Origin of the sequence: Salinicola halimionae (assembly GCF_003206065.1) — a bacterium.
Taxonomy (GTDB): Bacteria; Pseudomonadota; Gammaproteobacteria; order Pseudomonadales; family Halomonadaceae; genus Salinicola; species Salinicola halimionae.
On the sequence record NZ_PZJQ01000004.1, the window covers coordinates 1,531,498 to 1,557,459 of the forward strand.

The following is a 25,962-nucleotide window of genomic DNA, read 5'->3' on the forward strand; positions in this document are numbered from 1 at the left end:
GGCGATCAAGCCTTTGCAGCCATTCTCGCGAGGTCAGGGGCTGGATTCCGGTTCCTGACCGGCATCGTCTCCCGCATCATCCTGCAGGGGCACGGCATTCTCTCCCCTGGATTCCGGCGCAGCAGGTGCAGTCTCCGGCAAGCTGCTGCCGTCCGAGCTGTCGGATGCACCGTCATCGTCTGGCGCTGACTCCCCTTGCGCTACGTCGGCGCTCATCTCGGTCGCCCCATCGCGACTGTACACCACCTTGCGCGTGCCCCCGTCACAGCTGCCGACCACCTCGGCACCGGCAAAAGGCTCCTCCTCCTTCACTACGCCATCATCTACCTGGGCGTTGTCGACGATCTCGAGCAAGAAGTGCTGGGCGCCGTTGTTTCGGATCGTGCTGTCGATTTCCGCTTTCAGACGCTCGCAAGCCAGACGCGTTTCCGGCTGCTGATCGAACGGAGAGTTCCCGGGCTGCGCCTGCGCCCAACTCAACGACGAGACCAGGCCTGCAGTGCTGATACCCGCAACTATCGCGGCTTTTTTCCAGGTAGAGAATTGCATAGAAACTCCTCAGCTCATTGCAACACGGACATGCCGGTCAGCCCGACAACGTCCGCATGAGTGATCTCAAGCCACACGAGCTGCCCCGATCAGGCATTACCTTGATCGGAACGCTTCACAGCTGAAATTCACCACCTTTTTCGATCGCCCGCTGATAGGCCGGGCGCTCACGCATGTTTCGCAACACTTTCTGAATATGGGGATAGCCGGACAGATCGGTACGGCTTTCCGCTGCCAGCAACGGGAAACTCATCTGGATGTCTGCCGCCGTGAACCGATCACCTGCGAACCAGTCATGCTGATGCAATTCATTTTCCCAGTAGTCGCAGTGAAGACGCAGTTGCGGGTCGAGGAATTTCTGACGAACCCCGTTGGCCAGCAATTTGCCGACCGGGCGAATGAAGGCCGGTACCGGTGGCTTGCCCAGTTTCGAAAAGACCAACCGCATCACCAGCAACGGCATCGCCGAGCCCTCGGCATAGTGAAGCCAGTGGGTGTAGCGCAAGCGTTCCGGCGTACCGGCTTGCGGTACCAGCGCTTCACCGTGATAACGATCAACGAGATATTCAATGATCGCGCCGGACTCGGCTACCGTATGAGCATCATCGGTGATCACTGGCGCCTTACCCAGAGGGTGAACTTGCTTCAGTTCGGGCGGGGCCAGCATGGTGGCGGGGTCACGTCGGTAGGTCTGTATTTGATACTCGACTTCCAGCTCTTCCAGTAGCCAGAGAATGCGCTGCGACCGCGAATTTTCGAGATGATGAACCGTGATCATGAGCGGGCTTCCTTGCCGAATATTCGGGTTGTCGTTTAATCACCGGGATTTCCCCGATATCGAGAATCATTCAATTTCACGAGCGTTCTCAATCTGAGAGCTCGCCTTGCTTTAGAGCCTGACTTAACCATAGGAAGCGATCGACAAAGCCGCCAATCGCAAAAACGGCGCCTCGAGGGCGCCGTTGGCAAGATCAACCGGTTATCATCAATGCTCCTGCTCGAACATCTCGTCGCCGATATCGTCAATATAACGCTGACTCTTGGCAATCGTCAGTTCGACACAAGCATCTTCTCCGGGTACGACATCGGAGCGTTCGAAGCGACGTTCCAGGTTAGCGCCCCCCTCGACGGGCTTGCGAATCCAACCGCTGACCCTGTGCTGGCCACCGGCATCCTGTGGATCCGGAATAATCAGAAACCCTTTGTATTCGATCGCTTCCCGCTCTTCCTTCGGCGTGGAAGGCTTGGCATCGCCGCCGCCCAATAACCCGGAAAACAGTTTCTTCAACATGCCTTGCTCCCGATATGCCTGCCGACACGAATGTCGGCATCAATGGTTGGCCGGAGCCACCAGGCGGCTTCAACTGGCGGAACGACCCTTGCCCGCGGCGATCCGCAGACGCAGCGCGTTGAGCTTGATGAAGCCTTCGGCGTCTTTCTGATCGTAGGCGCCAGCGTCATCTTCGAACGTCGCGATCGACTCGTCGAACAGCGACTGTTCGGATTGGCGCCCCACCACGATGGCATTGCCCTTGTAGAGCTTCAGGCGCACCACGCCGTTGACGAATTCCTGGGTTTCATCGATCGCCGCCTGCAGCATGCGGCGCTCCGGGCTCCACCAGTAGCCGTTGTAGATGACCTTGGCGTACTTGGGCATCAGCTCGTCCTTGAGATGCGCCGCTTCGCGGTCGAGCGTCAGCGATTCGATCGCCCGGTGCGCGCGCAGCAGGATGGTGCCGCCCGGTGTCTCGTAGCAACCGCGGGACTTCATGCCGACATAGCGGTTCTCGACGATGTCGAGACGGCCGATGCCGTTGTCGCCGCCCACCTTATTCAGCTTCGCCAGAACCTCGTGAGGCTTGAGCGGCTCGCCGTCGATCGCCACGACATCGCCTTTCTCGTAGGTCAGCTCGATATAGGTCGGCTGGTCCGGCGCGGCTTCCGGCGAGACGCTCCAGCGCCACATGTCTTCTTCGGCTTCGGCCCACGGATCTTCGAGAATGCCGCCCTCGTAGGAGATATGCAGCAGGTTGGCATCCATCGAGTATGGCGACTTCTTCTTGCTCTTGGAGAAATCGACCGGGATGTCATGCTCTTCGCAGTACGCCATCAGCTTCTCGCGCGACGTCAGATCCCACTCACGCCACGGCGCGATGACCTTGACGCCCGGCTTCAGCGCGTAGGCGCCCAGCTCGAAGCGCACCTGATCGTTGCCCTTGCCGGTGGCGCCGTGGGAGATCGCATCGGCACCGGTCTCGTTGGCGATCTCGATCAGCCGCTTGGCGATCAGCGGGCGCGCGATCGACGTGCCGAGCAGGTACTCGCCCTCGTAGATCGTATTGGCGCGGAACATCGGATAAACGTAGTCGCGGACGAACTCTTCCCGCAGATCCTCGATGTAGATTTCCTTGACGCCGAGCGCCTGCGCCTTGGATCGGGCCGGCTCGACTTCTTCGCCCTGGCCGATATCGGCCGTGAAGGTAACCACTTCGCAGTCGTAGGTTTCCTGCAGCCACTTCACGATCACGGAAGTGTCGAGGCCGCCGGAATAGGCGAGGACGACCTTCTTGATATCGGACATGCGACAGCTCCTTCGAGTTTCGTTGGACAAGGTTTCGGTGGCATACGGCGGTCGGCGACCGAACAAACGCTGGATTATAACGCCCCGGGCCTGCCGCGAACACCAACCGCTGGGACGCCAATGGCCGAAACTGCTAGACTCTACGCGGTTTAATCATCGCGATTTCGTCATCACGTCATCGTCATTACGTCAAGGGAACGGGAGTCATTGCATGTCGGACGCCAGCATGAGGGAGCTGATGGCGCAGCGTTTTCGCGGGTATCTCCCGGTGGTGGTAGACATCGAAACCGGCGGATTCAATTCAGCCACGGACGCCATGCTGGAGATCGCCGCCGTGCCGCTGACGATGGACGAGCAAGGCAATCTGCTGCCGATGGACACTATCGCTTTCCATGTCGAGCCCTTCGAGGGTGCCAACGTCGAGCAGTCCGCCCTGGACTTTACGGGAATCGATCTCTCCAGCGCCTTCCGCCAGCAAATTGCGGTCAGCGAGCGCGAAGCCCTGGACGGCATCTTCAAACCGATTCGCAAGACCATAAAATCCCACGACTGCACGCGAGCCATCCTGGTCGGCCACAACGCCTCCTTCGACCAGGGGTTCCTGAACGCCGCGATCCAGCGCTGCAACATCAAGCGCAACCCGTTCCACCCGTTTTCCAGCTTCGACACCGCCACCCTTTCGGCGCTGGCGTACGGCCAGACGGTTCTGGCACGTGCCTGCCAGGCCGCCGGTATCGATTTCGACAACTCCTCGGCCCATTCGGCGAGCTACGATACCGAGCGCACTGCAGAACTCTTCTGCGCCATCATCAACCGCTTCAAGGATCTCGGCGGCTGGAATCTGGCGATGAAAGAACAGGGTCTCGACGAGCTCTGAATTCCGAAACGACTGAATTTAGAAACGACTGAATTTCGAAACGAGTGCATTTCGAAACAAAAAACGCCCCGTGCGATGACGGGGCGTCTTTGAGACAAAGCCAGAACGGACGGCTCAGCTGTCGCTGGGAGAAGCCTCGGCCGATTTTGCGGCAGCCGCCTTGACCATCGGCTCCAGCTCACCGTTCTGATACATCTCGACGATGATGTCGCAGCCGCCTACCAGCTCACCGTCGACCCATAGTTGCGGGAACGTCGGCCAGCTGGCGTACTTTGGCAGCTCGGTACGAATATCCGGATTATCCAGAATATTGACGAAGGCGAACTTCTCGCCGCAGGCCATCAGCGCCTGTACCGCCTGAGCAGAGAAGCCGCACTGCGGCAGCTGGGGCGAGCCTTTCATGTACAGCAGGATCGCGTTGTCGTTGATCTGCTGCTTGATCGCTTCGATAGTATCGCTCATGGGACGTCCTATAGCGGGAAGAGAGGGCCGATGCCGGCTCTTCGCGTGTACGCGAGTGTGAATGACCGTACTCCCATTCTACTGATGACACCGACTGAAAACACCCCTGCCGCCGATTCAGGCTCGCGCCGGGCCATTGCGCCCTCGTTGGGGGCTGGTTAGGATAAACGGCTTTCGCGCGGATCGGCCACGACCGCAGAAACGCAACATCGGCCGATCACGGCGCCGTCTCGCCAGACACCTTTGCAGGCGCCTGGGAAGCGGCGCTTTTTTCATTGTTTCCGAGTCGCCTACCGTGGATAGCCCGCCATTGCGGTCGACGATCTCGATTTCGCCGTGCGGCGCGCCTCGATATTGCCGCATGCCTTGTAGCCAATGTCTCAACGTCAAGCCACGACAGGAAGCCGCCCATGAGCGCACGCCATTTTCTGACCCTGCTGGATCTCTCCGCCGACGAGCTGGCCTACCTGATCCAGCGCGGGATCACGATCAAGAATCAGCTGAAGGCCGACGGCCCGACTTACACGCCGTTCAGCAATCGCACCCTGGCGATGATTTTCGAGAAGTCGTCCACCCGGACTCGCGTCTCGTTCGAGACCGCGATGGCACAGTTCGGCGGGCACGCGCTGTTTCTGTCGTCGCGCGACACTCAGCTTGGCCGTGGGGAACCGATCGGCGATACCGCCCGGGTGCTCTCGGAAATGGTCGATGCGGTAATGATCCGGACTTTCTCGCATGCCGGGCTGGAAGCCTTCGCCGCCGCCAGTTCGGTGCCGGTGATCAATGCGCTGACCGATGACTATCACCCCTGCCAGCTGCTGGCCGATGTCATGACCTGGACGGAGTGCCGCGGCCCGATCAAGGGCAAGACGGCGGTCTGGATCGGCGACGGCAACAACATGTGCCACTCCTGGATCAATGCTGCGCGCCGGTTCGACTTCCAACTGCGGATCTGCTGCCCGGAGGGCTACGATCCGCGTGACGATATTGTCGCGGCCGCAGGGGATCACGTCACGATTCTGCGGGATCCACAGGAAGCGGCCAGCGGCGCCGATCTGATCACGACCGATGTGTGGGCGTCGATGGGCCAGGAGGAGGAACAGGCCAAGCGCGAACGAGACTTTGCCGGATTTCAGGTCACCGAAGCATTGCTCGACCGGGCCTCGGAAGATGCCATCTTCCTGCATTGCCTGCCGGCGCACCGTGGTGAAGAGATCAGTACCACGCTACTCGATGACTCACGTGCAGTGGTGTGGCAGGAAGCCGGCAACCGGCTGCATGCCCAGAAGGCGCTGATCGAGTTTCTGCTGCTGGGGCAGGTCGACTGATCATCCGGGACAAAAAGCGCCGCGATCCATCTGGCATCGCGGCGCCACCCCACAGTTCGACCCTCCCCGCCTGCCCTTACCGACCTCCATCATGGCCCCGCGGGACGCGATCTCCCTCGCCGCATTCGTTGCCCCATTGCCATTTTCACTGTTACGACAATCAGCACCAGCAGCGCAACCGCGATGAGCATCCGGCCGACATTGCCCTCCAGTGCCGACTTCCCGAGTACAACGAAGGCAATGGCATAGGGGCCAGTGGTCATCAGCGCCACGGCCAGGTAAATCGACAAAGGCACACCGGCGATCCCTAGCGCGTAATGTTTGATGAACATCGGCACGCCAGGAATGAGTTTGATCAGCAACGTGACACGCCAAGCGTCACCTCGCGCCCGATCGAGAGCTGCCAGCGTTGGAAAACGCCGCTCGATGGTATCGCGAAGGAGCGGCCTCAGGCGTCCGCACGCAATGGCATAGCAGAGCATGAGATTGAGCAGTGTCGCGACAGCGGAAAACGCCAGCCCGAGAGGAATGCCGAAGCGCAGCCCGGCAATGACGTAAAATGGTGTCATCGGTAGGCCTAATGCAGGCAGTAACACCATCGCGAATAGCAACGGCAGTGGTTGCAGCGCCTGGAGTGACACGAGAGACAAGCCTCCCCAGGCGAAAAGTCCTATGCCCGGCGCGGCGAGCCCGAGCACCAGCACCAGCACCAGCACCAGCAACGCCTTTAGCCCCCAACGGCGAACATACCGTGGCGACGAGATAGCGTGAGTCTGGCGGGCATCGGGGGTCGCGTGTCGCATACCCCCGATTGAACCCGATCTTGATGAAGGATCGATGACAGCATGCGCCGATCGACTCGAGCGACGCTATGTGACGCATCACTCGAGGTTGTCGAGCCCTTTCTCCGCCATGGCTACGGCACGGAACAGGGCGCGGCGCTTATTTAGCGTCTCGTTCCACTCATCGTCGGGGTTGGAGTCCGCAACGATACCGCCGCCCGCCTGCACGTGAAGCTCACCATCCTTGAGAACGGCGGTACGAATCGCGATCGCCATGTCCATGTTGCCGTGCCAGGAGAGATAGCCCACGGCACCGGAATAAACGCCGCGTTTGACCGGCTCGAGCTCGTCGATAATCTCCATCGCCCGGATCTTGGGCGCACCGGAGAGCGTCCCCGCCGGAAAGGTAGCCCGCAGCACGTCCATCGCCGACATGCCCTCACGCAGTTTCCCGGTCACATTGGAGACGATATGCATGACGTGGGAATACCGCTCGATCGCCATCTTGTCGGTGAGTTCGACGGTCCCCACCTGACTGATACGTCCAATATCGTTACGCCCCAGATCGATCAGCATCAGATGCTCGGCGATCTCCTTGGGATCGGCAAGCAGTTCGTCTTCCAGCGCCTTATCCTGCTCCGGCGTCGCGCCGCGCGGACGCGTCCCCGCGATCGGACGAACGGTGACCTCGCCATCCTCCAGCCGGGTCAGAATCTCCGGAGAGGAACCAATCACGTGATGATCGTCTAGATTCAGATAGAACATGTAGGGTGAAGGATTGAGGCTGCGCAGCGCGCGGTAGAGATCCAGCGGCGGTGCCTGATACGGGATCGACATGCGTTGGGACGGCACGCACTGCATGACGTCCCCCGCCAGCACGTATTCCTTGATCTTCGCGACCGCGTCCTTGTAACCCTGCTCGCTGAAACTGGCATGGAAATCGTCTTCGGCGACATCCGTCCGCCCGGTGCCTGGGCTCAGAGTATTGACAGTAGCGCTGCGCAGTTTCAACTCCAGCGTCTCGAGCCGATCGAGCGCGCTCTCGTAGGCATGAGACGCCTCTGGATCGGCATGCGTCCACAGCTGCAAACGCCCGGAAAGGTTGTCGAACACCACCAGGTCGTCGCAGACCATCAGCAGAATATCCGGCACGCCGATGGGATCAGGCTTCTCGGCAGCCAGCGTAGAGCGCAGCCGAGGTTCGATGTAGCGGATGGTATCGTAGCCAAAATAGCCGACCAGCCCGCCGTCGAAGCGAGGTTGATCATCCAGGTGCGGCACATTGAAACGAGCCTGAAACTGCTCGATCCAGGCCAACGGATCCTCGACTTCGGCCACCCCTTGCTGTTCGCCATTGACGATATGGCGGATGGTAAAGCCGCGCACCTCGATGCGCTCCCGGCAAGGCAGGCCGATGATCGAGTAGCGACCCCACTTTTCACCCCCTTGTACGGATTCCAACAGAAACGTCCAGGGAGCGTCTGCGAGCTTGAGATAGGTAGATAGCGGCGTATCGAGATCCGCCAGCACCTCGCGAGTGACCGGAATACGGTTATAGCCGGCTTGCGCCAGCTCGGCAAAGCGATCAGGGGTCATCATGGGACCGGGCTCCAGCAGTGAAAATCAGCAATCGGCAAACAAGAGGTAGGCTGACAATCACCATCGCCAACGCGTCACGTGGTGCATCAACACGTTGGGGCTGAAAAAGCGTTGGGTATCCGGTCGCATGTCAAAGCTCGGTCGAAGGGAAAACGAAAACAACGGGGAGGTATGCAAGAGCGGCGCCACAACCGCCGTAGCGCCGACTCGGAAACCCTAAACGAGTTCCCCCAGCGATTCAACCACGCCATCCGGGCCGCTCGAGGAAACCGGCTCGCCATGGTTGTAACCGTATGGAACGGCCAGTGTACGAAAGCCGGCGCGTTTCCCCGCTTCCACATCATGACGGGAATCTCCCACCATCAGGCATTGGCTAGGATCGATGTCGAAATGTGCCGCCAGGTGCAGCAACGGCGCCGGATGAGGCTTCTTCTCCGACAGCGAATCGCCGCCCAACGCCATGCTGAAGTAGTGGCGCAAGCCCAACGTCTCGAGAATCGGGTCGATGAAGGCCACGGGTTTATTGGTAATCAAGGTCACGATCATTTGCCGCGAGGCGAGCGCGTCCAGTGCCTCCACCACGCCCGGAAACAGCCGGGTCCGCTCGCACGGCGCCGCATGATAATAACGCAGAAAACTGTCGTGGCTCGCTTCGACGACCGACGCATCGGCCGTTTGTCCGAGAACGCTGGCCAGTGCACGCTCGACCAGTGTATGGGAGCCATTCCCTACCCAATCCCGAACCTTTGCTTCCCCCACAGCCGGCAGGCCCCGCTCGACAAGCATCGCGTCTACCGCCGCGGCCAGGTCGGGGACGGAGTCGATCAGCGTGCCGTCGAGATCGAAAGCCACCAGGCGGATATTCTGAAGCGACGAATGCATGGGCAAATCCTTGGTTGATGGAATATCAAGGCCGACGACGCAAAATACGAACTGCAGCGAGCGGAATGAATTGGCCCCTTCGATGGGCGTAAGTTTACGCAACGCACGGATGCCAACCCTCGGTGATCGGCGTATCCTATCGCCCATCTTTCGTCGAATCGACGGGTGCTCTTTTCCGTGAACGCGCAGTCTTACAGTCCGATGTCGTCATCACTCGGCCCTCACTGCGCCTGCTTGCCGCCAGGCACTGGCTTTGCAGACCTTCAACGTTACCGCTCTCCGGTTCGTCAATCCCCGATTTCCTCGAGTATCCGAGTTTTCTTTCCTTCCGATTTTCTGATTGGAGCATCCCATGACCACATCACGCATCGTCGTGGTCGGTGGCGGCGCGGGTGGACTCGAGCTGGCAACCCGCCTGGGTCGCAAGCTCGGCAAGTCCCAGCGCGCCGACATCGTCCTCGTAGACCGTAATCCGACCCACATCTGGAAACCGCTGCTGCACGAGATTGCCACCGGCACGCTCGACTCCGGGCTCGATGAGGTGTCCTACCAGGGGCATTCGAAGAGCCACGGATATCGCTTCCAGCGCGGCACCCTGAGCGCCATCGATCGCGACAGTCGCACCGTGACTCTGGAGCCGATCCATGATCACGAGGACGCCGTCATACTCCCGGCGCGACAGCTCGAGTATGACTATCTGGTGCTCTCCGTCGGCAGCGTTTCCAATGACTTCGGTACGCCCGGCGTGGCCAGGCACTGTCACTTCATCGATAGCCCGCAGCAGGCGGAAAATTTCCGTCGCAACATGCTCAATACGTTCTTGCGCTACAGCGACCCCGAGCGCCGTACGCACCCCAAGCTGACGGTCGGGCTGGTTGGTGCTGGCGCGACCGGGGTCGAGCTGGCGGCGGAACTGTTCGGCGCGTCACGCATGCTGCACAGCTACGGTTTCACGGCCATGGACAGCGGCAAGCTCGAAGTTCATCTGATCGAGGCCGCACCGCGTATTCTGCCGGCCTTGCCCGAACGGATCAGCCGCGCGGTACATGGTGAGCTGGAGCGACTCGGCGTCAAGATTCATGTCGATACCCGAGTCACCGAAGCCAACGCCAATGGCTTCATCACCGCCGACGGCGAGCCACTGGAGACGGATCTCAGCGTCTGGGCCGCAGGCATTCGCGCGCCCGAATTTCTGTCGCAACTGGGGCTAACTACCGAGCGCAATCATCAGATCAAGGTCCACGAAACACTGCAGAGCCTCGATGACGATCGCATCTTTGCCTTCGGCGATTGCGCCTCCTGTCCGCAGCCCGACGACAAGCGGGTGCCCCCCCGCGCCCAGGCCGCTCACCAACAGGCGACCCACTGCTACCACAACCTGCGTGCGGCAATGGACGGTAAAGCGCTCAAGCCTTTCGTCTATCGCGACCGCGGTTCTCTGATCTCGCTGGCGCATTTCGAAGCAGTCGGTAGTCTCATGCGCGGGGCTTCGGCGCGAAGCCTGTTCATCGAGGGCCGGCTGGCGAAGCTGTTCTACGCGTCTCTGTACCGCATGCATCAGATGGCGATTCACGGCATCTTCAAGACCGGCATGACCGTCGTCGTCGATGGACTCAACCGCTATATACGCCCGAAGATGAAACTACACTGAGACGTTGATCACCTAATGCCCTCGAGCGCGTCCCCCAGTCATCGGCAGTTCGCGTTCGAATTCGCAACACCAGGAGAGACAACATGGACCGTTTCTACAACGCCCCCGGCGATGTCGTCGACGAGATTCTGCAGACGGCGGCAGCGACCGCCCCGCTATGCGTCGCCGAACCGCAGAGCGGCCTACGCATACTGATTCGGCGCGATTGGGACAAGGCGGATCAAGGTCGGCGCCAGGTTGCGGTGCTTTCTGGCGGCGGCGCGGGTCACGAACCCGCTCACGCCGGCTATATCGGCGAAGGCATGTTGACCGGGGCCGTCTCCGGCAGTCTATTTGCCTCGCCCAGCGTCGACGCGGTACTGGCGGCGATCCGCGAAGTCTGTGGTGAAGCCGGCTGCCTGCTGGTGGTCAAGAACTATACCGGCGACCGCCTCAATTTCGGTCTGGCGGCCGAACGCGCGCGTGGCGAAGGCCTGAACGTTGCCATGGTCATCGTCGCCGATGATGTTGCCATCGAAGATGCACCGCAGCCCCGAGGTATCGCCGGTACCGTGCTGGTACACAAGTTGTGCGGTTACCTCGCCGGCCAGGCAACCCCACTCGACGAGATTCGCAAGCGCGCGGAAGCGTTGTGTCAACGCATGGGCTCGCTGGGTATGGCACTCAGCGCCGCAGCGCAGCCGGGCCAGGATCCTGCCGAGCGTTCCCCGCAACTCGGCCTGGGCATTCACAACGAGGCCGGCACACGTCAGGTCGACCCGAAGAGTGCCGACGACGCCATGGCCCTGGTGCTGGAGCCGCTGCGCAACGCGCTCTCCGACCGCCGTCTTTCCGGGCCCTGGATCGCACTGCTCAACGATCTCGGTAGTTGCTCGACTCAGGAAATGGGGGTGTTGGCCGCCAGCTTGTTGCATCAGTTGGGCATCGAGCAAGTGGCACACCTGATTGGCCCGGCGCCACTGATGACGTCGCTGGACATGCATGGCTTTTCGCTCACGCTGCTGCCGGCAGACGACGATGTCGTCACCGCGCTGTCGGCGTCAACGACCGCCCCCGCCTGGCCTGGATTGCGGGCTACGCAGGCGCCGAAGGCATTCTCGCCGGATACCCATCAGGATCACGAAGCACTGGCCGACGACGCGCCGCAGAATGCCACGACGACGGCTGCCCTCGAGCGAATCATCGACGTCCTGCGCCAGGCGCGTGAAGAACTCGATGCTCTGGACGCCAAGAGCGGCGATGGCGATGCCGGCGCCAGCATGCAGAGTGGTGCCGATGCCATCGCCAAGGCGCTCCAGGCCAAGCATTTGAATACTGCCGCGCTACCCAATCTGTTCGCCGGCATTGGCCAGTTACTTTCGCGGGACATGGGTGGTTCCAGCGGCGTCCTGCTATCGATTCTGTTTACCGCGGCGGCGGCCTCGCTGGATCAGCGCGGCAATCTTCAGGAAGCGCTCGCTGCCGGCGTCGACAAGATGCAGACCTACGGTGGCGCCAAACCCGGCGACCGCACCATGCTCGACGCGCTGGTGCCCGCCATCGAATCGCTGCGGCGTGGTGAACCGCTCGTTCAGGCCGCGCAGGCGGCTCGGGATGGTGCTCAGGCCACCGCCGCGCTGACCCACGCAAACGCCGGTCGTTCCGCCTACGTGCCGGAGAGCGCCCTCAAGGGCGTGGTCGACCCGGGTGCCGAAGCTGTGGCAAGAGTGTTCGAAGCATTGGCGAGAGAGCAATAGCGGCTTAACGCCGTCTCGCCGGGTCGATATCGCTCATTCAAAAAAGGCGAGACTACCACTGTCTGGTAATCGACCACCTTGGTGCTCGTCTCTGCGAGGGGGCTTAACGCTCGCCCCCTCCCGCTCCCCCCTATTTGGCGCCCAGCATCACAAAACCCTGAATGTCACGAACTCAGCTTCGGGTCGGCGTGCACGGGCATCCCTGTCCAGGCACGCCTCTTGCGACATCCATGTCGCAAGACCCGACTGCGTCCGAGCCATCCAGCGTGATGCTGAATAAGCGCCGGATGGTGGCCGCGGGATACGCACAGACTCATTTCCCACTGCCTCAATCCAACGTTGCTGGAGGCCACCACTCCGGCAGCATTGCCTGGGCCTCCCGGCGGGCGAAGCGGTCGTCGAGCAGGTGGATCACTCCCTGGTCCGTGTCGGAGCGAATCACCCGGCCGGCCGCCTGCACCACCTTTTGCATGCCGGGGAAGAAGTAGGCGTAATCGTAGCCTTGGCCATAGAGCGCCTGCAGACGTGCTCGCATCTGCTCGTTGACCGGGTTGACCTGTGGCAATCCGAGTGTCGCCACGAACGCCCCGATCAAGCGATCGCCGGGCAGATCGATACCTTCGCCGAAGATACCGCCCAGCACCGCGAATCCGACCCCTTGCCCGCCCGCTTCGAAGCGCTTCAGAAAAGTCTCGCGGGCGGCATCGTCCATCCTCGATGCCTGACGCCAGATCGGCAAATCGGGATGCCGCTCGGCCAGACGGTTGGCAACCTGCTCCAAATAGGCAAAACTCGAGAAGAAGGCCAGATAGTTGCCGCGCCGCGCGTCAAACTGGCCGGCGATGCGATCCGCCAGCGGCGACAGCGAGGCTTCGCGATCACGGTAACGGGTCGATAGCTGCGTCGCGATCCGAACCTCGAGCTGTGAATCCCTAAACGGCGAGTCCAGCGACATCCAGGGCGCAGCGTCTGGCACGCCGAGCAGATCGCGGTAATAGGCCTCGGGCCCTAGCGTGGCGGAGAACAGCGTCCCACCATGCGCAGCGGCGAATCGCGGTGTCAGAAACGGCGCGGGCACCACATTGCGTAGCGTTATCTTGGCACCGGCACGACGCTGTCGACCCCGAGGCGATTGACGCTCGACGTCGCAGATCGAATGGTCGTCGAAGACATCGGCGACCCGACAGAAGTGCTGGGCATCGAAGGCGAATCGCTGTAGCTCGCTGTCCAGGGCGATCGGCTGCTCGCTCTGATATTCGACGATTTGTGAAACGGCCTGTTGCAGAGCATTGATCAGTTTACCCGGCAATGTCTCGAGCACGCGATAGTCCGATTCGCTCTCGTCGGCCAATGTCTGCCAGGCTGCTGCCACTCGCGCCAGCGGCCTCTTGAGCGGCCCCGGCAGGGTCGGCTTCAGGCGTCTAAAAGCCGCATGATCCAGCGCCGCGCTATACATGCCACGCCCGCGCTCGACCAGATTGTGGGCTTCGTCGACGAGCAACCCGACCCGCCATTGCTGCTGCTGGCTCAGGGCATAGAGCATGGCGTGAAAATCGAACCAGTAGTTGACGTCGCCGATGACGACATCGGCCCAGCGCGCCATTTCCTGACCGAGATAGTAGGGGCAGATTTCATGGGCGAGCGCGGTGTCTCTCAAGGCGGCACGATCCAGCCAACCACGCTCGACAGCGGCCGCCCGCGCTGCTGGCAGGCGATCGTAAAAGCCCCCCGCCAGCGGACAGGACTCCCCATGACAGGCCTTGTCCGGATTTTCGCAGCTCTTGTCGCGGGAGGTCAGTGTCAGCACGCGCAAAGGCACTGCCTCGGTATCGCCCTGCGCGAATTCATCCGGTTCGGAATGCTCGAGGTGTCGACGCCCGGCGCCCAACGAACGCAGCGCGTCGAGGGCCAACCGCTGCCCTGTGTTACGGGCAGTGAGAAAGAAGATCTTGTCCAGCGGCTCGCCCGGCATCGCCTTGAGCATGGGGAAGAGCGTACCCAGCGTTTTGCCGATACCCGTGGGCGCCTGCAGCATCAACCAACGTTGGGTATGAATCGCCTTGTAGACTGACTCCGCCAGCGGCCGCTGGCCGTCGCGAAATCCGGCAAAGGGAAACCGGAGCGCTTGCAACGTTCGATCACGCCGCCGCCGGTGGGCGAGTTCCTGCTGCGCCCAGGCCAGGAACGTCTGGCAATGGTGTTCGAATATCTCGCGAAGCTCGGCAGCCGAGCAGCTTTCGCTCAACGGCGTTTCACGCTGGCTGACGATGTCAAGGTAGACCAGCGTCACCGTCAACTGATCCAGTCCGCGCTCGGTACATAGCAGATGTCCGTACACCTTGGCCTGTGCCCAATGCAGCGCGCGCTGATTGGCCGGTTGGCGGGAAAGATCGCCACGATGCGTCTTGACCTCCTCCAGCCGATTGGCGAGTGGATCGTAGCCATCAGCGCGACCGCGCACGTCCAGGTGGTGATAGCTGCCACTCAGCGTGACTTCGCGCTCGTAGTGTTCGCCGCGACGCTCGGCGACGAGCTGATGGCCGGCGATGCCCTCCTGCGCCGAGGGCGACGGCGTGAAACGCAGATCGAGATCGCCCGCTTTGGCGGCAAACTCGCACAGCGCTCGAACGGCGATTCGATAGCTCAAGACGTCATTCCGGCAGCAGAAACCTCGCTATTCACTCCGGTATTCTCACACTCCCAGGTGACATAGCAGACGCTGATCGGCATGTCGTGAGCGGCGCAGAACTCGAGCCAGCGCTTCTGATTGTCCTGCAGACGATCGCCGGGGCCTTTCACTTCGATCATGCGATAAGCGGGCTCGCCGAGTCCCTGCCCTTCAGGCGGGCGCCCCTCGCTCGCCGGCCAGAACTGGATCAGATCCGGCATCCCGGCACGATTGGCGCGGATATCGCCAAGCAGACGCTCGAACCAGAGCCTGAGATGGTGAGCCGGAATGCACTGCAGAGCCAGCTCGAGCACGCCCTCGTCGAGCGCTTCCCAAAACACGAACGGTGATTGGATCCCCCACTTGTCGCGATAGCGGCGGCGAATGATCTCCACATAATCGCCCCGTTCCAGCGCCGCCAGGCAGGTGTCGATGAGTTCGCGACGTCGGGCCCGAAAATCCGCCTCGAACAGATCCACCGGCCCGCTATGAAATGGATGAAAGAACGCGCCGGGCAGCGGCGCAAAGATCGCTTCCCAGCAGAGCAGCCCGAACAGGCCGTTGACGAGTACGTTCTCGACATAGCAGACCGGCGCCTCGTCACGAGAAAGATGCCGAGCCACCGCCCGCTCCACGCTCGAGGCACGCGGCAATACCAGATCGAGGCGCGGCGGCGCCGATGCCTCTGTCCGCCGGGCCGGCATCTGGCCCAATTTGCGTCTAAGCCGCGGCAACACGCGTTCCATCACCTGGCTCTCCGCCGCACTGACTGGCGCGGCCTCGGCGCGCTCGGCCAGGGCCAACGCTGCTTCGGTCAGTTGCTGCGCTTCGAGCACGCGAATTTGCCGGAGTCGCGATTCCGGTGCCGAGCTGTCTCGGTAAAGCTCCAGGGCCTGATCGAACGCCCCTTGGCGCTCGAGGCGATACGCCAGCTTGTAGATCAGTCGCCCTCTTCGACGCTCCAGCCAATCGTTATCGAACGCGACGCGCGGCACATCGATCAGCAGCGTTTCCAACGGCTCGTCGGCGTCGAACCGCTCTCGACAGCCATGGAGGTGATGATAAGCCTCCAGCTCCTCACGCCTTGAAAATGCCCGCGACGCCGCCTCCAGTTCGACGCTTTCGAAGCGATAGACGCCCAGCTCCGCCAGCACGAACTCGGACCAGTGCTGCCGCAGATTGCCGAAAAACATCAACCGAAAGCGTTCGCACATCGCATCGACCGTCAGCCGATAGTGACGATCCTGCAACGCCGGTAGCCACTCGGCCAGCGTTCGTGGCTCCGGCGTTTCTGCCCGCAGCGTCGCCAGCCAGGCACCCTTTCCCGCGCTCCTGCCGACACCGAGGTCCGTAAGCCATGCGCTCATGTCCGCACCGATTTCCGGCTTGGTGGCCAGCCCGAACAGCGCCTCGATCGATAACGTCGCACTCTCTTCGACCCAACCTGCAGCAACCAACGGCACCGCGGCCTCGATAGTGTCACCGATCTCGGCATAGAGCAGGCGGCTAGCGCGAAAATCGACGCCCTTGCGCATCACCATCCGCACCAATAGCGCCTGAGAGACTTGGGGCGTGCGTTCGAAAGCGGTGATGAATGCCGATTCCTCGACGCTCAACAGATCCGCATAGCGCAACGTCAACCAATCGAGCACTTTGCGGAAGTTGGCGAGGTAATAAAGCGGATCTTCGAGCGTCGGCAATGCCATAGCGTCCCCAGCGTAGGACTCAAAATACTGGGTAAGTATACAGATACGCGGCGAACGTTCGAAGTCTTGCGGCGGGTTACTCCTCTAACTTCGCCTTGAGCTCCTGCCACAGACGACGATAGGCGTGGTTAGCACGGCTGCGGGGCGCCAGATCCGCCAGCGGACGGTTTTCGAGGCTCATTCGCTCGACATCGCTGGCGTAGGGAATCCAGGTCTGCAGCATGCAGCCCATCGACTCCGGCGGCGAACCAATCCATTCGCGATGCAGACGTCGCCGCCGATCGACAAGATTGAAAAACGGCGACACGCGTTCACGCTGGCGTTTCTTGAGCTGGAGGTGTTCGAGCATGCGCGAGAAAGCCTGCACCGACAGCGGACTGGGGACGGTCGGCACCAGAATTCGATCGGCAGCGCGAATCAGTTGCTCCGCCAGCGTGGATAGCCCCGGCGGGCAGTCCAGGATCATCAACGCGTACTCCTCACTGAAAGGAGCGATCAGTCGCTTGAGATGCTTGTCGCCGTCGGCCTTGTCTTCCAGGATGCGGTCGAGCTCGCGCAGGCGCATATCGGCCGGCAGCAGATCGAATCGCTCCCAGGGCGTGTGCCGAACCTGTTCGCCCAGCGGTGATTTGCCCGCCAGCAACTTGCCGACCTTGTGACTCAGGCCGGTTTCGCTGCCCAGTATCCAGGTCGAAGCACCCTGCGCGTCGAGATCCCACAGCAACACCGGCAAGCCGTCGCGATTGGCCTCTCGGGCCAGATTGACGGCCGCCGACGTCTTGCCGACCCCGCCTTTGAGATTGTGCAGAGCCACCACTTTCATGTTGTGCGCTTTCCCGGTCGGCGTCTTGGGACAATGGCTGGAATTCTACGGCCTCCGGTGCGCCGGAGAGGTGACAATCTGATGACAAGACGATGACACTGGTTGCTTCGCAATCCACTCTCGCTTGCCGGCCGCGCTTAGCCGTTTGATCGCGGCTTCGAGCTTTAGCGCATCACTGTGGTTGCCGGCCACCTGGGCGTGACGCAAGGTCAGCGGGCCCTTGCCGCGCAATGCCCGCGCGCCTTTGCCGCGGTGGTGCTGCTCGAACCGCCGTGCGACATCGGTCGTAATACCGGTGTAGAGCGCGCCGCTCGCCATCTCGATCAGATAGAGATACCACTGACGCGGCTCGGCATTTTCAACCATCGTCGCTTCGGCTGGCGTCGACACTCGATCAGCTCGCGGCCAGAGCCGAACGCATCTTGCCGATCACACCGTCATAGCGATTCGCATCGTCCAGGCTGCGCGCCTTGAAGATCGCCGAGCCGGCAACGAAAGTATCGGCGCCCGCTCGCGCGATCTCGCCGATATTATCCGGGCCGACCCCGCCGTCGACTTCCAGCCGGATCGGCAACCCGCTGGCATCGATGCGCCGACGCGCCTCGCGCAGCTTGTCCAGCGCGGCCGGGATGAAGGATTGGCCGCCGAAACCGGGGTTGACGCTCATGATCAGGATCATGTCGACCTTGTCCATGACGTAGTCGAGATGAGATAGCGGCGTCGCCGGATTGAACACCAGCCCCGCCTTGCAACCGTGACTACGAATGAGCTGCAGCGAGCGGTCGATATGCTCCGAGGCCTCCGGATGGAAGGTCACGTAGCTGGCGCCGGCATCGATGAAGTCCCCGATCAGGCGATCCACCGGCTTGACCATCAGATGACAATCGATCGGCGCGGTGATGCCATGCTTGCGCAACGCCTCGCAGACCATCGGGCCCATCGTCAGGTTGGGCACGTAGTGGTTGTCCATGACATCGAAATGGATGATATCGGCCCCCGAGGCCAGCACGTCTTCGACTTCCTGCCCCAGGCAGGCGAAGTTAGCGGAAAGAATGGAGGGGGCAATCTTGAAATCACGCATGAGCAAACAATCCTTAAACAGGCGAGCTATTGGCACTTATTCTAACGCACGTGCCGCGACGTTTGGCGCCGACTATTCCTATACTGCACCAAGCATTGCCTATACGGCTTGATTCGGCCACATCACAATAACGTTCATGGGGGACGCTTCATGTCCTGCTTCATTGCTGCCACGGTGCCCGCTCGTCGGACAATCGCTCTCTCGCTATTCTGCCTCTCGGCGGCTTTCTCGACGACGTTTTCGACCCCGGCGCAGGCCGAATCGGCGATCCTCGAGGGCGAACGCTTCCATCCGGAAGTCGGTGAACACGCCATGGTCGCGACCAGTCATTATCTGGCCTCGCAGATCTCTCACGATGTACTCGCCGACGGCGGCAATGCGGTCGATGCCGCCGTTACCGCCGGATTCGCGTTGGCCGTGACCCAGCCCCGATCGGGCAATATCGGTGGCGGCGGTTTCATGCTGATTTCGGACGAAAAAAGCGACAAGGTCATTGCCATCGATTATCGCGAAAAAGCGCCGGCAGCGGCGTTTGAAACGATGTTCCAGAATGAACAGGGTGAAGCGGTCTCGGAGCTCTCGCGTTACACCCACAATGCCTCCGGCGTGCCCGGCACGGTTGCCGGGCTGGCCTTGGCACTGGACAAGTACGGCACGCTTACGCTGGCGCAAGCGCTGGCCCCGGCCATCAAGCTGGCCGATGAAGGCTTCGTCATTCCCCCGCGCTTTGCCGAGGGCCTGGACGACGCCCAGGAACGGCTCAAGCAGTGGGACTCTACCCGCAAGGTGTTCTACAAGCAGGACGGTTCGCTCTACCGTGCCGGCGAGCGTTTTCGTCAACCCGATCTCGCCGCGACGCTCGAGCGTATTGCTGCCCATGGCCCGCGCGAGTTTTACGAAGGCGAGACCGCCCAACTGATCGCCACAGAGATGAAGAATCATGGTGGCCTGATGACGGCTGCCGATCTGGCCAACTATCAGCCGACGATTCGCGAGCCGGTGCACGGTACTTATCGAGGCTATGACGTCTACGCCATGAGCCCACCCTCCTCCGGTGGCGCGCATATCGTGCAGATGCTCAACATTCTCGAGGGCTACGACATTCACGCCATGGGCTTCAATTCGGCGCGTACGATCCACGTGATGAGCGAGGCGATGAAACGCGCCTATGCCGATCGCGCCGAGTATCTCGGCGACACCGATTTCGTCGACGTGCCGCTGAAGGGCATCACTTCGAAGAGCTACGCCGACGAATTGCGCCAGCAGATCGATCTCGATCGTGCCACTCCCAGCAGCGACATCGCCGCCGGTGATCCGCTGCCGTATGAATCCAACGAGACCACGCACTTCTCGATCGCCGACGATAGCGGCCTGGCGGTTTCCAATACCTACACCATCAACTTCAGCTACGGCTCGGGCATCGTCGTCGATGGCGCCGGCTTTCTGCTCAACAACGAGATGGACGATTTCTCCGCCAAGCCCGGCACACCCAACGCCTACGGTCTGATAGGCGGCGAGGCCAATAAGGTCGAACCCGAGAAGCGGATGCTTTCATCGATGACCCCAACCATCGTCAAGAAGGATGGAAAGAACTTCCTGGTTACCGGCAGCCCAGGCGGCTCCCGCATCATTACCACCACGCTGCAGGTGGTAATGAACGTGATCGATCACGACATGAATATCCAGAGCGCGGTCAGTGCCCCACGCATTCACGATCAGTGGCTGCCTGACGAGATCCGCATCGAGGACGGTATCAGCCCGGACACCATCACCCTGCTCGAAGCCATGGGACACACTGTCAGCCAGCAGGAAGCCATGGGCGCCGCCCAGTCGATCCTGATCGAGGACAATGGCACCTTCACCGGCGGTGCCGACCCGCGAAGGTCGACCTCATCCGCCATGGGGCTTTGAATGAGCCGTTGATCCGACGCCAGAGTCTAATCAGTTTGGTGCGGCCAGGAACGCCGCATGCGCACGGGAACACCGATGCCGATTGTCATCATTGCCATCGCCGAGTGGTTCGGCACCGCGCTGTGGTTCACGCCCAACGCGGTGATCGGCGATCTTCAGAGTCTATGGCTACTCGCACCCGGTGACCTGGGTTGGCTGACCGGCGCGGTGCAGATTGGCTTTCTGCTGGGCACGCTCGCCCTGGGTCTCAGCGGTCTCGCCGATCGTACTCGGGCCAGCCGGCTATTTGCCTTGGCCTGCCTGATCGGCGCAATCTCCAATGCCTTGCTCCCGTATGCCGGCGGATTGTGGCCGGCGGTCGGGTTGCGCGTGGTGACCGGGCTATCGCTCGCCGGCATCTACCCCATCGGTATGAAACTGATGGTGGGCTGGGCTCCGAATCGCACCGGCCTGGGCCTGGCATGGCTGGTTGGCATGCTGGTCCTGGGTACCGCGATGCCCCATCTGCTGGCCGGGATGCACTGGAGAGTCAACTGGCGGCTGACGCTCTGGCTCGCCTCGCTGCTGGCGCTAATCGCCGGTATCGCCGTCTGGCGGTTGGGTGATGCGCCGACTGGCGCTCGGGCATTCACCGGCACGCCTTCACATCTAGCCGGGCTGGGCGCCTTTCGGATTGCCGACTTTCGTCGTTCCGCTGGTGCCTATTTTGGCCACATGTGGGAACTCTACACGCTCTGGACCCTCATTCCTCTGCTGCTGATCGCCGCGGATCCGGCGCTCTCCCCGCGAGCCCTGGCACTGACCTCGTTCGCCCTGATCGCGGTCGGCGCGCCCGGCTGCTGGTTCGGCGGCTGGCTGAGTCAACACACCGGCAGCCGACGAGTCGCTGCTGCAGGCCTGACGGGCTCGGCATTATGCTGCCTGGCTTATCCGTGGCTGGCACCCCACATCGGGTTCTCGGTGCTGGTCGCTTTCCTGGCGTTATGGAGCTTGCTGGCCGTGATCGATTCGCCGCAGTTTTCGGCGCTTGCCACCAACGCGTGTCCACCGACGCTGGTCGGCAGCGCGCTGACTTTGCAGAATGCCATTGGTTTTGCGATCTCAGCGATCTCGATCGGCCTGCTGGTACCGGCACTCTCCTTATGGGAAGCAACTATCGCCTGGTGGCTGCTGCCCGGACCGCTGCTGGGCCTGATCGGGTTGTACCGGATCGGTAAGCCTGCTCGCATGGATCACGGGGCTTCCGTCTGAGAAGTACTCGTCCATGGCGAGGCCTTAGAGAATAACCGCGCCACATTATAATTAAAGGTTCTATAAAAACGAATTGTCATTCCATACGGGTTTATTTAGCCTTGCCAGTATCGCTAATAATCCGCAGGGAATTGACACATGTTCGGGCTTTCCAAACCTCGCTCGCTGTTCGCCGCTTCCGCCGTCGGTCTGGCCTTGACCCTGGGTGCCCTGTCACCCGCCCAGGCGCAGGACGAACCGCGAGAGCTGCTCAACTCCTCCTATGATATTGCCCGCGAGCTGTTCGCCGCGGTCAATCCGAAGTTCATCGACTGGTGGCAGGCTCAGCACGACGAAACCGTCAGCGTGAAGCAATCACATGGCGGCTCGTCGACCCAGGCGCGCTCGATCATGCAGGGGTTACGCGCCGATGTGGTGACCTTCAACCAGGTCACCGACGTCAACGTGCTGGCCGACGCGGGTCTGGTCGCCGAGGATTGGCAGGATCGCTATCCGAACAACGCTTCGCCCTACTATTCCACGACCGCGTTTCTGGTGCGCAAGGGCAATCCCAAGCACATCGAGAACTGGGATGATCTGGCACGCGACGACGTCTCCCTCGTCTTCCCCAATCCCAAAACCTCGGGCAATGGGCGCTATACCTACCTGGCCGCCTGGGGCTATGCCGACAAGACCTTCGACGGCGACCAGAGCGAGATCGAAGACTTCATGAAGACGTTCCTCGGCAACGTCGAGGTGTTCGATACCGGCGGGCGCGGCGCGACCACCACCTTCGTCGAGCGCGATATCGGCGACGTGCTGATCACCTTCGAGTCCGAGGTCAACAACATCCGCAACGAGTATGGCAAGGACGACTACGAGGTGGTGGTACCGCCGGTGAGCATCCTGGCCGAATTCCCGGTGGCCGTTGTCGACGAGTACGCTGAGCGTAACGGCAACGAAGATCTGGCCAAGGGCTATCTCGATTATCTCTACACCGAGGACGCTCAGCGTCTCCTGGCCAGCTTCAACTACCGTGTCAATGACGAGAAGGTTGCCGAAGAATTCAGCGGCCGCTTCCCGCAAACCGAACTGCTGCGCGTCGAAGATGTCTTCGGTAGCTGGCCGGAAGCGATGAAGACGCACTTCGCCAGCGGCGGTGAACTGGATCAACTCCAGCGCCGATGATCGCTCAGGCCCTCACGCGACGTCGCGAACGACGAGTATTGCCGGGTTTTGGCCTTTCGCTCGGCATCTCGCTGACTTTCGTCTCGCTGATTCTGTTGCTGCCCTTGACCAGCCTGGTGGGGCAGCTTTCGCAGTTGAGCTGGTCGCAGTACTGGTTTCTGATCACCGACCCGCGCCTGCTGGCGAGCTACACGGTCACGCTCCTCGCCGCGGCAGTGGCCGCCCTGTTCAATGCGGTCTTCGGGCTGCTGATGGCATGGGTGCTGGTGCGCTACGAATTCCCCGGCAAACGGCTGGTCGACGCGCTGATGGATCTGCCGTTCGCGCTGCCGACGGCGGTTGCCGGGATTACGCTGGCAACGCTCTACTCCAGTAACGGCTGGATCGGCCGGCTGCTGGAGCCGCTGGGCATTTCGGTTTCCTACACCTGGATCGGCATCGCGCTGGCGATGGCCTTTACCAGCATCCCGTTCGTGGTCCGTACCGTGCAGCCGGTGCTGGAAGATCTGCCGGCCGAAGTGGACGAAGCCGCGATGACCCTCGGCGCCAGCGATGGCCTCGCGTTTCATCGGGTGATCTTGCCCTACCTATGGCCGGCGCTGGTAACGGGTACCGGGCTCGCTTTCGTGCGCTCGCTGGGCGAATTCGGCGCGGTGATCTTCATCGCAGGCGGCAAACCCTACGAAACCGAAATCACCTCGCTGATGATCTTCGTCAAGCTGCAGGAGTACGACTATGCGGGTGCGTCGGCAGTCGCTTCGATCGTACTGGCCACTTCGCTGCTGCTGTTACTGGCGATCAATCTGTGGCAGGGGCGGTTCATCAAACGGCTACATGGAGGGCGCGGCTGATGATCCGTATCGGTGATGCACCGCGCGTCCGCCGGCTGTTGATCGGCGTCGCTCTGGCGCTGACGGCGCTGTTCCTGCTGCTGCCCTTGGTGGCAATCTTCGCCCAGGCGTTGATGAGCGGTATCGACGTCTACTGGCAGAACCTGAGCGACGCCTACACCCTTGCTGCCATCGGCCTGACGCTGCTGGTCGCCGTGATCACGGTGCCGGTCAATCTGGTCTTCGGGGTGTTTCTGGCCTGGCTGGTCACCCGTTTCGAGTTTCCCGGCCGCCGCCTGCTGCAGACGCTGATCGATATTCCATTTGCCGTTTCGCCGGTGGTCGCCGGACTGGTCTACCTGTTGCTCTACGGCCGTAATGGCTGGCTTGGCGGCTGGCTCGACGCCAACGACATCCAGATCATGTTCGCCTGGCCAGGTATCGTGCTGGTCACGCTATTCGTCACCTGCCCGTTCGTCGCGCGTGAGTTGATTCCGCTGATGCAGGCTCAGGGCTCTCGCGAGGAAGAGGCCGCCGTGACGCTCGGCGCCTCCGGCTGGACGATTTTCCGGCGTGTCACGCTACCCAACATTCGTCACGCTCTGCTCTACGGTGTGATTCTGACCAACGCCCGCGCCGTCGGCGAGTTCGGCGCCGTCTCGGTCGTTGCCGGGGCGATTCGCGGCGAAACCAACACCCTGCCGCTCCAGGTCGAACAGCTCTATCAGGATTACAACACCGTCGGCGCCTTCACCAGCGCCTCGCTACTGGCGCTGTTGGCGCTACTGACGTTGGCCGCCAAGGCCGCACTCGAATGGCGCGCCGCGCGCCGGGAGACCGCGACATGAGTATCCGCATCTCGCAGATCGACAAGACTTATGGCAACAAGGGCCATGGTCGTAAGGACGATGGCCGCACCCGCGCACTGGAACCCATCGATCTCGATATTCAGGATGGCGAACTGATCGGGCTGCTCGGGCCTTCCGGCTCCGGCAAGACCACGCTGCTACGCATCGTCGCAGGCCTGGAACAGGCCGACGGCGGTTCGATCCACTTTGGCGAGCGCGACGTGACCCACGTTCACGTGCGTGATCGGCGTATCGGGTTCGTGTTCCAGCATTATGCGCTGTTTCGCCATATGAACGTGTTCGACAATGTCGCTTTTGGCCTCACCGCCATGCCGCGCGCTCAGCGGCCGTCGAGCGGAGAAATCCGAAATCGCGTGATGCAACTACTGGAAATGGTCCGGCTTCAGGATTTCGCCGAGCGTTTCCCCGCTCAACTCTCCGGCGGTCAGCAACAGCGGGTGTCGCTGGCTCGCGCACTGGCGCTCAAACCCGACGTACTCCTGCTCGACGAGCCGTTTGGCGCACTGGATGCCAAGGTCCGTCAGGAACTGCGCCGCTGGTTGCGCCATCTCCACGAAGAGCTCCATTTCACCAGCCTGTTCGTGACTCACGACCAGGAGGAAGCCCTGGAGCTATCGGATCGCGTGGTGGTGATGAGCAACGGCCGGGTCGAACAGATCGCAACTCCGGACACGCTCTATCGTCAGCCCGCCAACCGTTTCGTGTTCGAGTTTCTAGGCGACGTCAACCGGCTCGAAGGTGACATCGAAGAGGAAGTGCTGACGTGTGGCAACGCTCGCGTTGCGGTGCCCGGCGTCGAGAATGGCCGCCAGGAACTGCTGTTGCGCCCCCACGAGATTCGTCTGGACGAGCAGCCTAGCCCGCGTGCGCACTTACCGGTCAGCGTCACTGCGGTGGTGCCGGTAGGCGCCGAGGTACGCATCGAACTGGAGGCCGATTGGCTGGGCGAACCCTGGCTGGCGACGATCAGTCACGCCGACTTCGAGCGTCTGGCGATCACCCGCGGCAAACGGCTTTACGCGCAGCCTAGCCGCTTGCATCGCTTCGACACGACGCGTCCGCAGACACTGGCGCCACTGTCGGTTTCGTGACCACGGACAGCTTGATTCCTTGCCCGAATTTCCGCTCGACTCTCGTTCGCGTTACGGAAAGTTGCGGGCAGTGTCTATAATGGGCGCTGTCCGTTCCCATGATTCGAGAGGTTCACTG

23 protein-coding genes are annotated in these 25,962 nt (G+C 61.6%); 10 read left to right on the plus strand and 13 right to left on the minus strand.

The window, feature by feature from the left end; all coding sequences use genetic code 11:
• Nucleotides 1-33: 33 nt before the first annotated feature.
• From DOM27_RS12710 to DOM27_RS12725, 4 genes are all read right to left on the minus strand, one after another.
• Complete coding sequence (locus tag DOM27_RS12710; protein ID WP_110656321.1) at nucleotides 34-549, minus strand: DUF1161 domain-containing protein; 516 nt, start codon at nucleotides 547-549, stop codon at nucleotides 34-36.
• Nucleotides 550-664: 115 nt separating this feature from the next.
• Nucleotides 665-1,327 carry a glutathione S-transferase gene (locus tag DOM27_RS12715; RefSeq protein ID WP_110656322.1) on the minus strand — a complete coding sequence of 221 codons (663 nt, stop codon included), beginning with the start codon at nucleotides 1,325-1,327 and terminating at the stop codon, nucleotides 665-667.
• Nucleotides 1,328-1,534: 207 nt separating this feature from the next.
• Entirely contained in the window at nucleotides 1,535-1,840 is a 306-nt protein-coding gene (locus DOM27_RS12720; protein ID WP_110656323.1) for an HlyU family transcriptional regulator, read from the minus strand.
• A gap of 69 nt (nucleotides 1,841-1,909) precedes the next feature.
• Entirely contained in the window at nucleotides 1,910-3,130 is a 1,221-nt protein-coding gene (locus DOM27_RS12725) for an argininosuccinate synthase (RefSeq protein ID WP_075561980.1), read from the minus strand.
• A 211-nt stretch (nucleotides 3,131-3,341) separates the two neighbouring features.
• On the opposite strand from DOM27_RS12725, the gene rnt reads away from it, so the two are divergent.
• The gene (gene rnt / locus DOM27_RS12730) at nucleotides 3,342-4,007 is read left to right on the plus strand and encodes a ribonuclease T (protein ID WP_075561979.1); all 666 of its coding nucleotides are present in this window, start codon (nucleotides 3,342-3,344) and stop codon (nucleotides 4,005-4,007) included.
• Between the two features lie 114 nt (nucleotides 4,008-4,121).
• Here the strand turns inward: rnt and grxD are convergent, their stop codons facing one another.
• Nucleotides 4,122-4,469, minus strand: coding sequence for a Grx4 family monothiol glutaredoxin (gene grxD / locus DOM27_RS12735; protein ID WP_075561978.1), 348 nt, complete (start codon nucleotides 4,467-4,469; stop codon nucleotides 4,122-4,124).
• 410 nt (nucleotides 4,470-4,879) lie between these two features.
• Between grxD and argF the strand changes: the two genes are divergently transcribed.
• Entirely contained in the window at nucleotides 4,880-5,797 is a 918-nt protein-coding gene (gene argF, locus DOM27_RS12740; protein WP_110656324.1) for an ornithine carbamoyltransferase, read from the plus strand.
• 89 nt (nucleotides 5,798-5,886) lie between these two features.
• On the opposite strand, the gene DOM27_RS12745 is transcribed toward argF, so the two are convergent.
• The 3 genes from DOM27_RS12745 to DOM27_RS12755 all read right to left on the minus strand — a co-directional run bounded on the left by DOM27_RS12745 (nucleotide 5,887) and on the right by DOM27_RS12755 (nucleotide 9,060).
• Nucleotides 5,887-6,600 (minus strand): TVP38/TMEM64 family protein, encoded by a 714-nt coding sequence (locus DOM27_RS12745; protein ID WP_110656325.1) that lies wholly within the window; start codon nucleotides 6,598-6,600, stop codon nucleotides 5,887-5,889.
• A gap of 78 nt (nucleotides 6,601-6,678) precedes the next feature.
• Nucleotides 6,679-8,175 (minus strand): anthranilate synthase component I, encoded by a 1,497-nt coding sequence (trpE, locus tag DOM27_RS12750; RefSeq protein WP_110656476.1) that lies wholly within the window; start codon nucleotides 8,173-8,175, stop codon nucleotides 6,679-6,681.
• Nucleotides 8,176-8,394: 219 nt separating this feature from the next.
• Nucleotides 8,395-9,060 carry a phosphoglycolate phosphatase gene (locus DOM27_RS12755; RefSeq protein WP_110656326.1) on the minus strand — a complete coding sequence of 222 codons (666 nt, stop codon included), beginning with the start codon at nucleotides 9,058-9,060 and terminating at the stop codon, nucleotides 8,395-8,397.
• A 352-nt stretch (nucleotides 9,061-9,412) separates the two neighbouring features.
• Between DOM27_RS12755 and DOM27_RS12760 the strand changes: the two genes are divergently transcribed.
• Together DOM27_RS12760 and DOM27_RS12765 are read left to right on the plus strand one after the other, a co-directional pair.
• On the plus strand, nucleotides 9,413-10,711 hold the full coding sequence (locus DOM27_RS12760) for an NAD(P)/FAD-dependent oxidoreductase (RefSeq protein WP_110656327.1): 1,299 nt from the start codon (nucleotides 9,413-9,415) through the stop codon (nucleotides 10,709-10,711).
• A gap of 83 nt (nucleotides 10,712-10,794) precedes the next feature.
• On the plus strand, nucleotides 10,795-12,447 hold the full coding sequence (locus DOM27_RS12765) for a dihydroxyacetone kinase subunit DhaK (protein WP_110656328.1): 1,653 nt from the start codon (nucleotides 10,795-10,797) through the stop codon (nucleotides 12,445-12,447).
• A gap of 328 nt (nucleotides 12,448-12,775) precedes the next feature.
• Here DOM27_RS12765 and DOM27_RS12770 read toward each other — a convergent pair whose 3' ends face one another.
• The 5 genes from DOM27_RS12770 to rpe form a co-directional block, all read right to left on the minus strand.
• Complete coding sequence (locus tag DOM27_RS12770) at nucleotides 12,776-15,094, minus strand: ATP-dependent DNA helicase (protein ID WP_110656329.1); 2,319 nt, start codon at nucleotides 15,092-15,094, stop codon at nucleotides 12,776-12,778.
• Complete coding sequence (locus tag DOM27_RS12775) at nucleotides 15,091-16,821, minus strand: VRR-NUC domain-containing protein (protein WP_110656330.1); 1,731 nt, start codon at nucleotides 16,819-16,821, stop codon at nucleotides 15,091-15,093. The genes DOM27_RS12770 and DOM27_RS12775 overlap by 4 nt, the downstream gene beginning before the upstream one ends.
• Nucleotides 16,822-16,897: 76 nt before the next feature.
• Nucleotides 16,898-17,644: a ParA family protein gene (locus DOM27_RS12780; protein WP_110656331.1), complete on the minus strand. Its 747-nt coding sequence runs from the start codon at nucleotides 17,642-17,644 to the stop codon at nucleotides 16,898-16,900.
• A 45-nt stretch (nucleotides 17,645-17,689) separates the two neighbouring features.
• Entirely contained in the window at nucleotides 17,690-18,034 is a 345-nt protein-coding gene (locus DOM27_RS12785; protein ID WP_425353296.1) for a GIY-YIG nuclease family protein, read from the minus strand.
• Nucleotides 18,035-18,038: 4 nt separating this feature from the next.
• On the minus strand, nucleotides 18,039-18,725 hold the full coding sequence (gene rpe, locus DOM27_RS12790; RefSeq protein ID WP_110656332.1) for a ribulose-phosphate 3-epimerase: 687 nt from the start codon (nucleotides 18,723-18,725) through the stop codon (nucleotides 18,039-18,041).
• Nucleotides 18,726-18,875: 150 nt separating this feature from the next.
• Here rpe and ggt point away from each other — a divergent pair, with 150 nt between their 5' ends.
• The 6 genes from ggt (at nucleotide 18,876) to DOM27_RS12820 (ending at nucleotide 25,844) form a co-directional block, all read left to right on the plus strand.
• Entirely contained in the window at nucleotides 18,876-20,636 is a 1,761-nt protein-coding gene (ggt, locus tag DOM27_RS12795; RefSeq protein WP_110656333.1) for a gamma-glutamyltransferase, read from the plus strand.
• A 57-nt stretch (nucleotides 20,637-20,693) separates the two neighbouring features.
• Nucleotides 20,694-21,887, plus strand: a complete 1,194-nt coding sequence (locus DOM27_RS12800) for an MFS transporter (RefSeq protein ID WP_245392701.1) — start codon at nucleotides 20,694-20,696, stop codon at nucleotides 21,885-21,887.
• Between the two features lie 138 nt (nucleotides 21,888-22,025).
• Nucleotides 22,026-23,054 (plus strand): thiosulfate ABC transporter substrate-binding protein CysP, encoded by a 1,029-nt coding sequence (cysP, locus tag DOM27_RS12805; protein ID WP_110656334.1) that lies wholly within the window; start codon nucleotides 22,026-22,028, stop codon nucleotides 23,052-23,054.
• Entirely contained in the window at nucleotides 23,051-23,905 is an 855-nt protein-coding gene (gene cysT, locus DOM27_RS12810) for a sulfate/thiosulfate ABC transporter permease CysT (RefSeq protein ID WP_110656335.1), read from the plus strand. The genes cysP and cysT overlap by 4 nt, the downstream gene beginning before the upstream one ends.
• Entirely contained in the window at nucleotides 23,905-24,732 is an 828-nt protein-coding gene (cysW, locus tag DOM27_RS12815) for a sulfate ABC transporter permease subunit CysW (protein WP_110656336.1), read from the plus strand. The genes cysT and cysW overlap by 1 nt, the downstream gene beginning before the upstream one ends.
• Nucleotides 24,729-25,844 (plus strand): sulfate/molybdate ABC transporter ATP-binding protein, encoded by a 1,116-nt coding sequence (locus DOM27_RS12820; RefSeq protein ID WP_110656337.1) that lies wholly within the window; start codon nucleotides 24,729-24,731, stop codon nucleotides 25,842-25,844. The genes cysW and DOM27_RS12820 overlap by 4 nt, the downstream gene beginning before the upstream one ends.
• Nucleotides 25,845-25,962 lie beyond the last annotated feature (118 nt).

Excerpts from the sequence above, each read along its gene's own strand:
- DOM27_RS12710 (WP_110656321.1), bottom strand. The coding sequence starts at position 549 with ATGCAATTCTCTACCTGGAAAAAAGCCGCGATAGTTGCGGGTATCAGC.
- DOM27_RS12715 (WP_110656322.1), bottom strand. The coding sequence starts at position 1,327 with ATGATCACGGTTCATCATCTCGAAAATTCGCGGTCGCAGCGCATTCTC.
- DOM27_RS12720 (WP_110656323.1), bottom strand. The coding sequence starts at position 1,840 with ATGTTGAAGAAACTGTTTTCCGGGTTATTGGGCGGCGGCGATGCCAAG.
- DOM27_RS12725 (WP_075561980.1), bottom strand. The coding sequence starts at position 3,130 with ATGTCCGATATCAAGAAGGTCGTCCTCGCCTATTCCGGCGGCCTCGAC.
- rnt (WP_075561979.1), top strand. The coding sequence starts at position 3,342 with ATGTCGGACGCCAGCATGAGGGAGCTGATGGCGCAGCGTTTTCGCGGG.
- grxD (WP_075561978.1), bottom strand. The coding sequence starts at position 4,469 with ATGAGCGATACTATCGAAGCGATCAAGCAGCAGATCAACGACAACGCG.
- argF (WP_110656324.1), top strand. The coding sequence starts at position 4,880 with ATGAGCGCACGCCATTTTCTGACCCTGCTGGATCTCTCCGCCGACGAG.
- DOM27_RS12745 (WP_110656325.1), bottom strand. The coding sequence starts at position 6,600 with ATGCGACACGCGACCCCCGATGCCCGCCAGACTCACGCTATCTCGTCG.
- trpE (WP_110656476.1), bottom strand. The coding sequence starts at position 8,175 with ATGACCCCTGATCGCTTTGCCGAGCTGGCGCAAGCCGGCTATAACCGT.
- DOM27_RS12755 (WP_110656326.1), bottom strand. The coding sequence starts at position 9,060 with ATGCATTCGTCGCTTCAGAATATCCGCCTGGTGGCTTTCGATCTCGAC.
- DOM27_RS12760 (WP_110656327.1), top strand. The coding sequence starts at position 9,413 with ATGACCACATCACGCATCGTCGTGGTCGGTGGCGGCGCGGGTGGACTC.
- DOM27_RS12765 (WP_110656328.1), top strand. The coding sequence starts at position 10,795 with ATGGACCGTTTCTACAACGCCCCCGGCGATGTCGTCGACGAGATTCTG.
- DOM27_RS12775 (WP_110656330.1), bottom strand. The coding sequence starts at position 16,821 with ATGGCATTGCCGACGCTCGAAGATCCGCTTTATTACCTCGCCAACTTC.
- DOM27_RS12780 (WP_110656331.1), bottom strand. The coding sequence starts at position 17,644 with ATGAAAGTGGTGGCTCTGCACAATCTCAAAGGCGGGGTCGGCAAGACG.
- rpe (WP_110656332.1), bottom strand. The coding sequence starts at position 18,725 with ATGCGTGATTTCAAGATTGCCCCCTCCATTCTTTCCGCTAACTTCGCC.
- ggt (WP_110656333.1), top strand. The coding sequence starts at position 18,876 with ATGTCCTGCTTCATTGCTGCCACGGTGCCCGCTCGTCGGACAATCGCT.
- DOM27_RS12800 (WP_245392701.1), top strand. The coding sequence starts at position 20,694 with ATGCGCACGGGAACACCGATGCCGATTGTCATCATTGCCATCGCCGAG.
- cysP (WP_110656334.1), top strand. The coding sequence starts at position 22,026 with ATGTTCGGGCTTTCCAAACCTCGCTCGCTGTTCGCCGCTTCCGCCGTC.
- cysT (WP_110656335.1), top strand. The coding sequence starts at position 23,051 with ATGATCGCTCAGGCCCTCACGCGACGTCGCGAACGACGAGTATTGCCG.
- cysW (WP_110656336.1), top strand. The coding sequence starts at position 23,905 with ATGATCCGTATCGGTGATGCACCGCGCGTCCGCCGGCTGTTGATCGGC.
- DOM27_RS12820 (WP_110656337.1), top strand. The coding sequence starts at position 24,729 with ATGAGTATCCGCATCTCGCAGATCGACAAGACTTATGGCAACAAGGGC.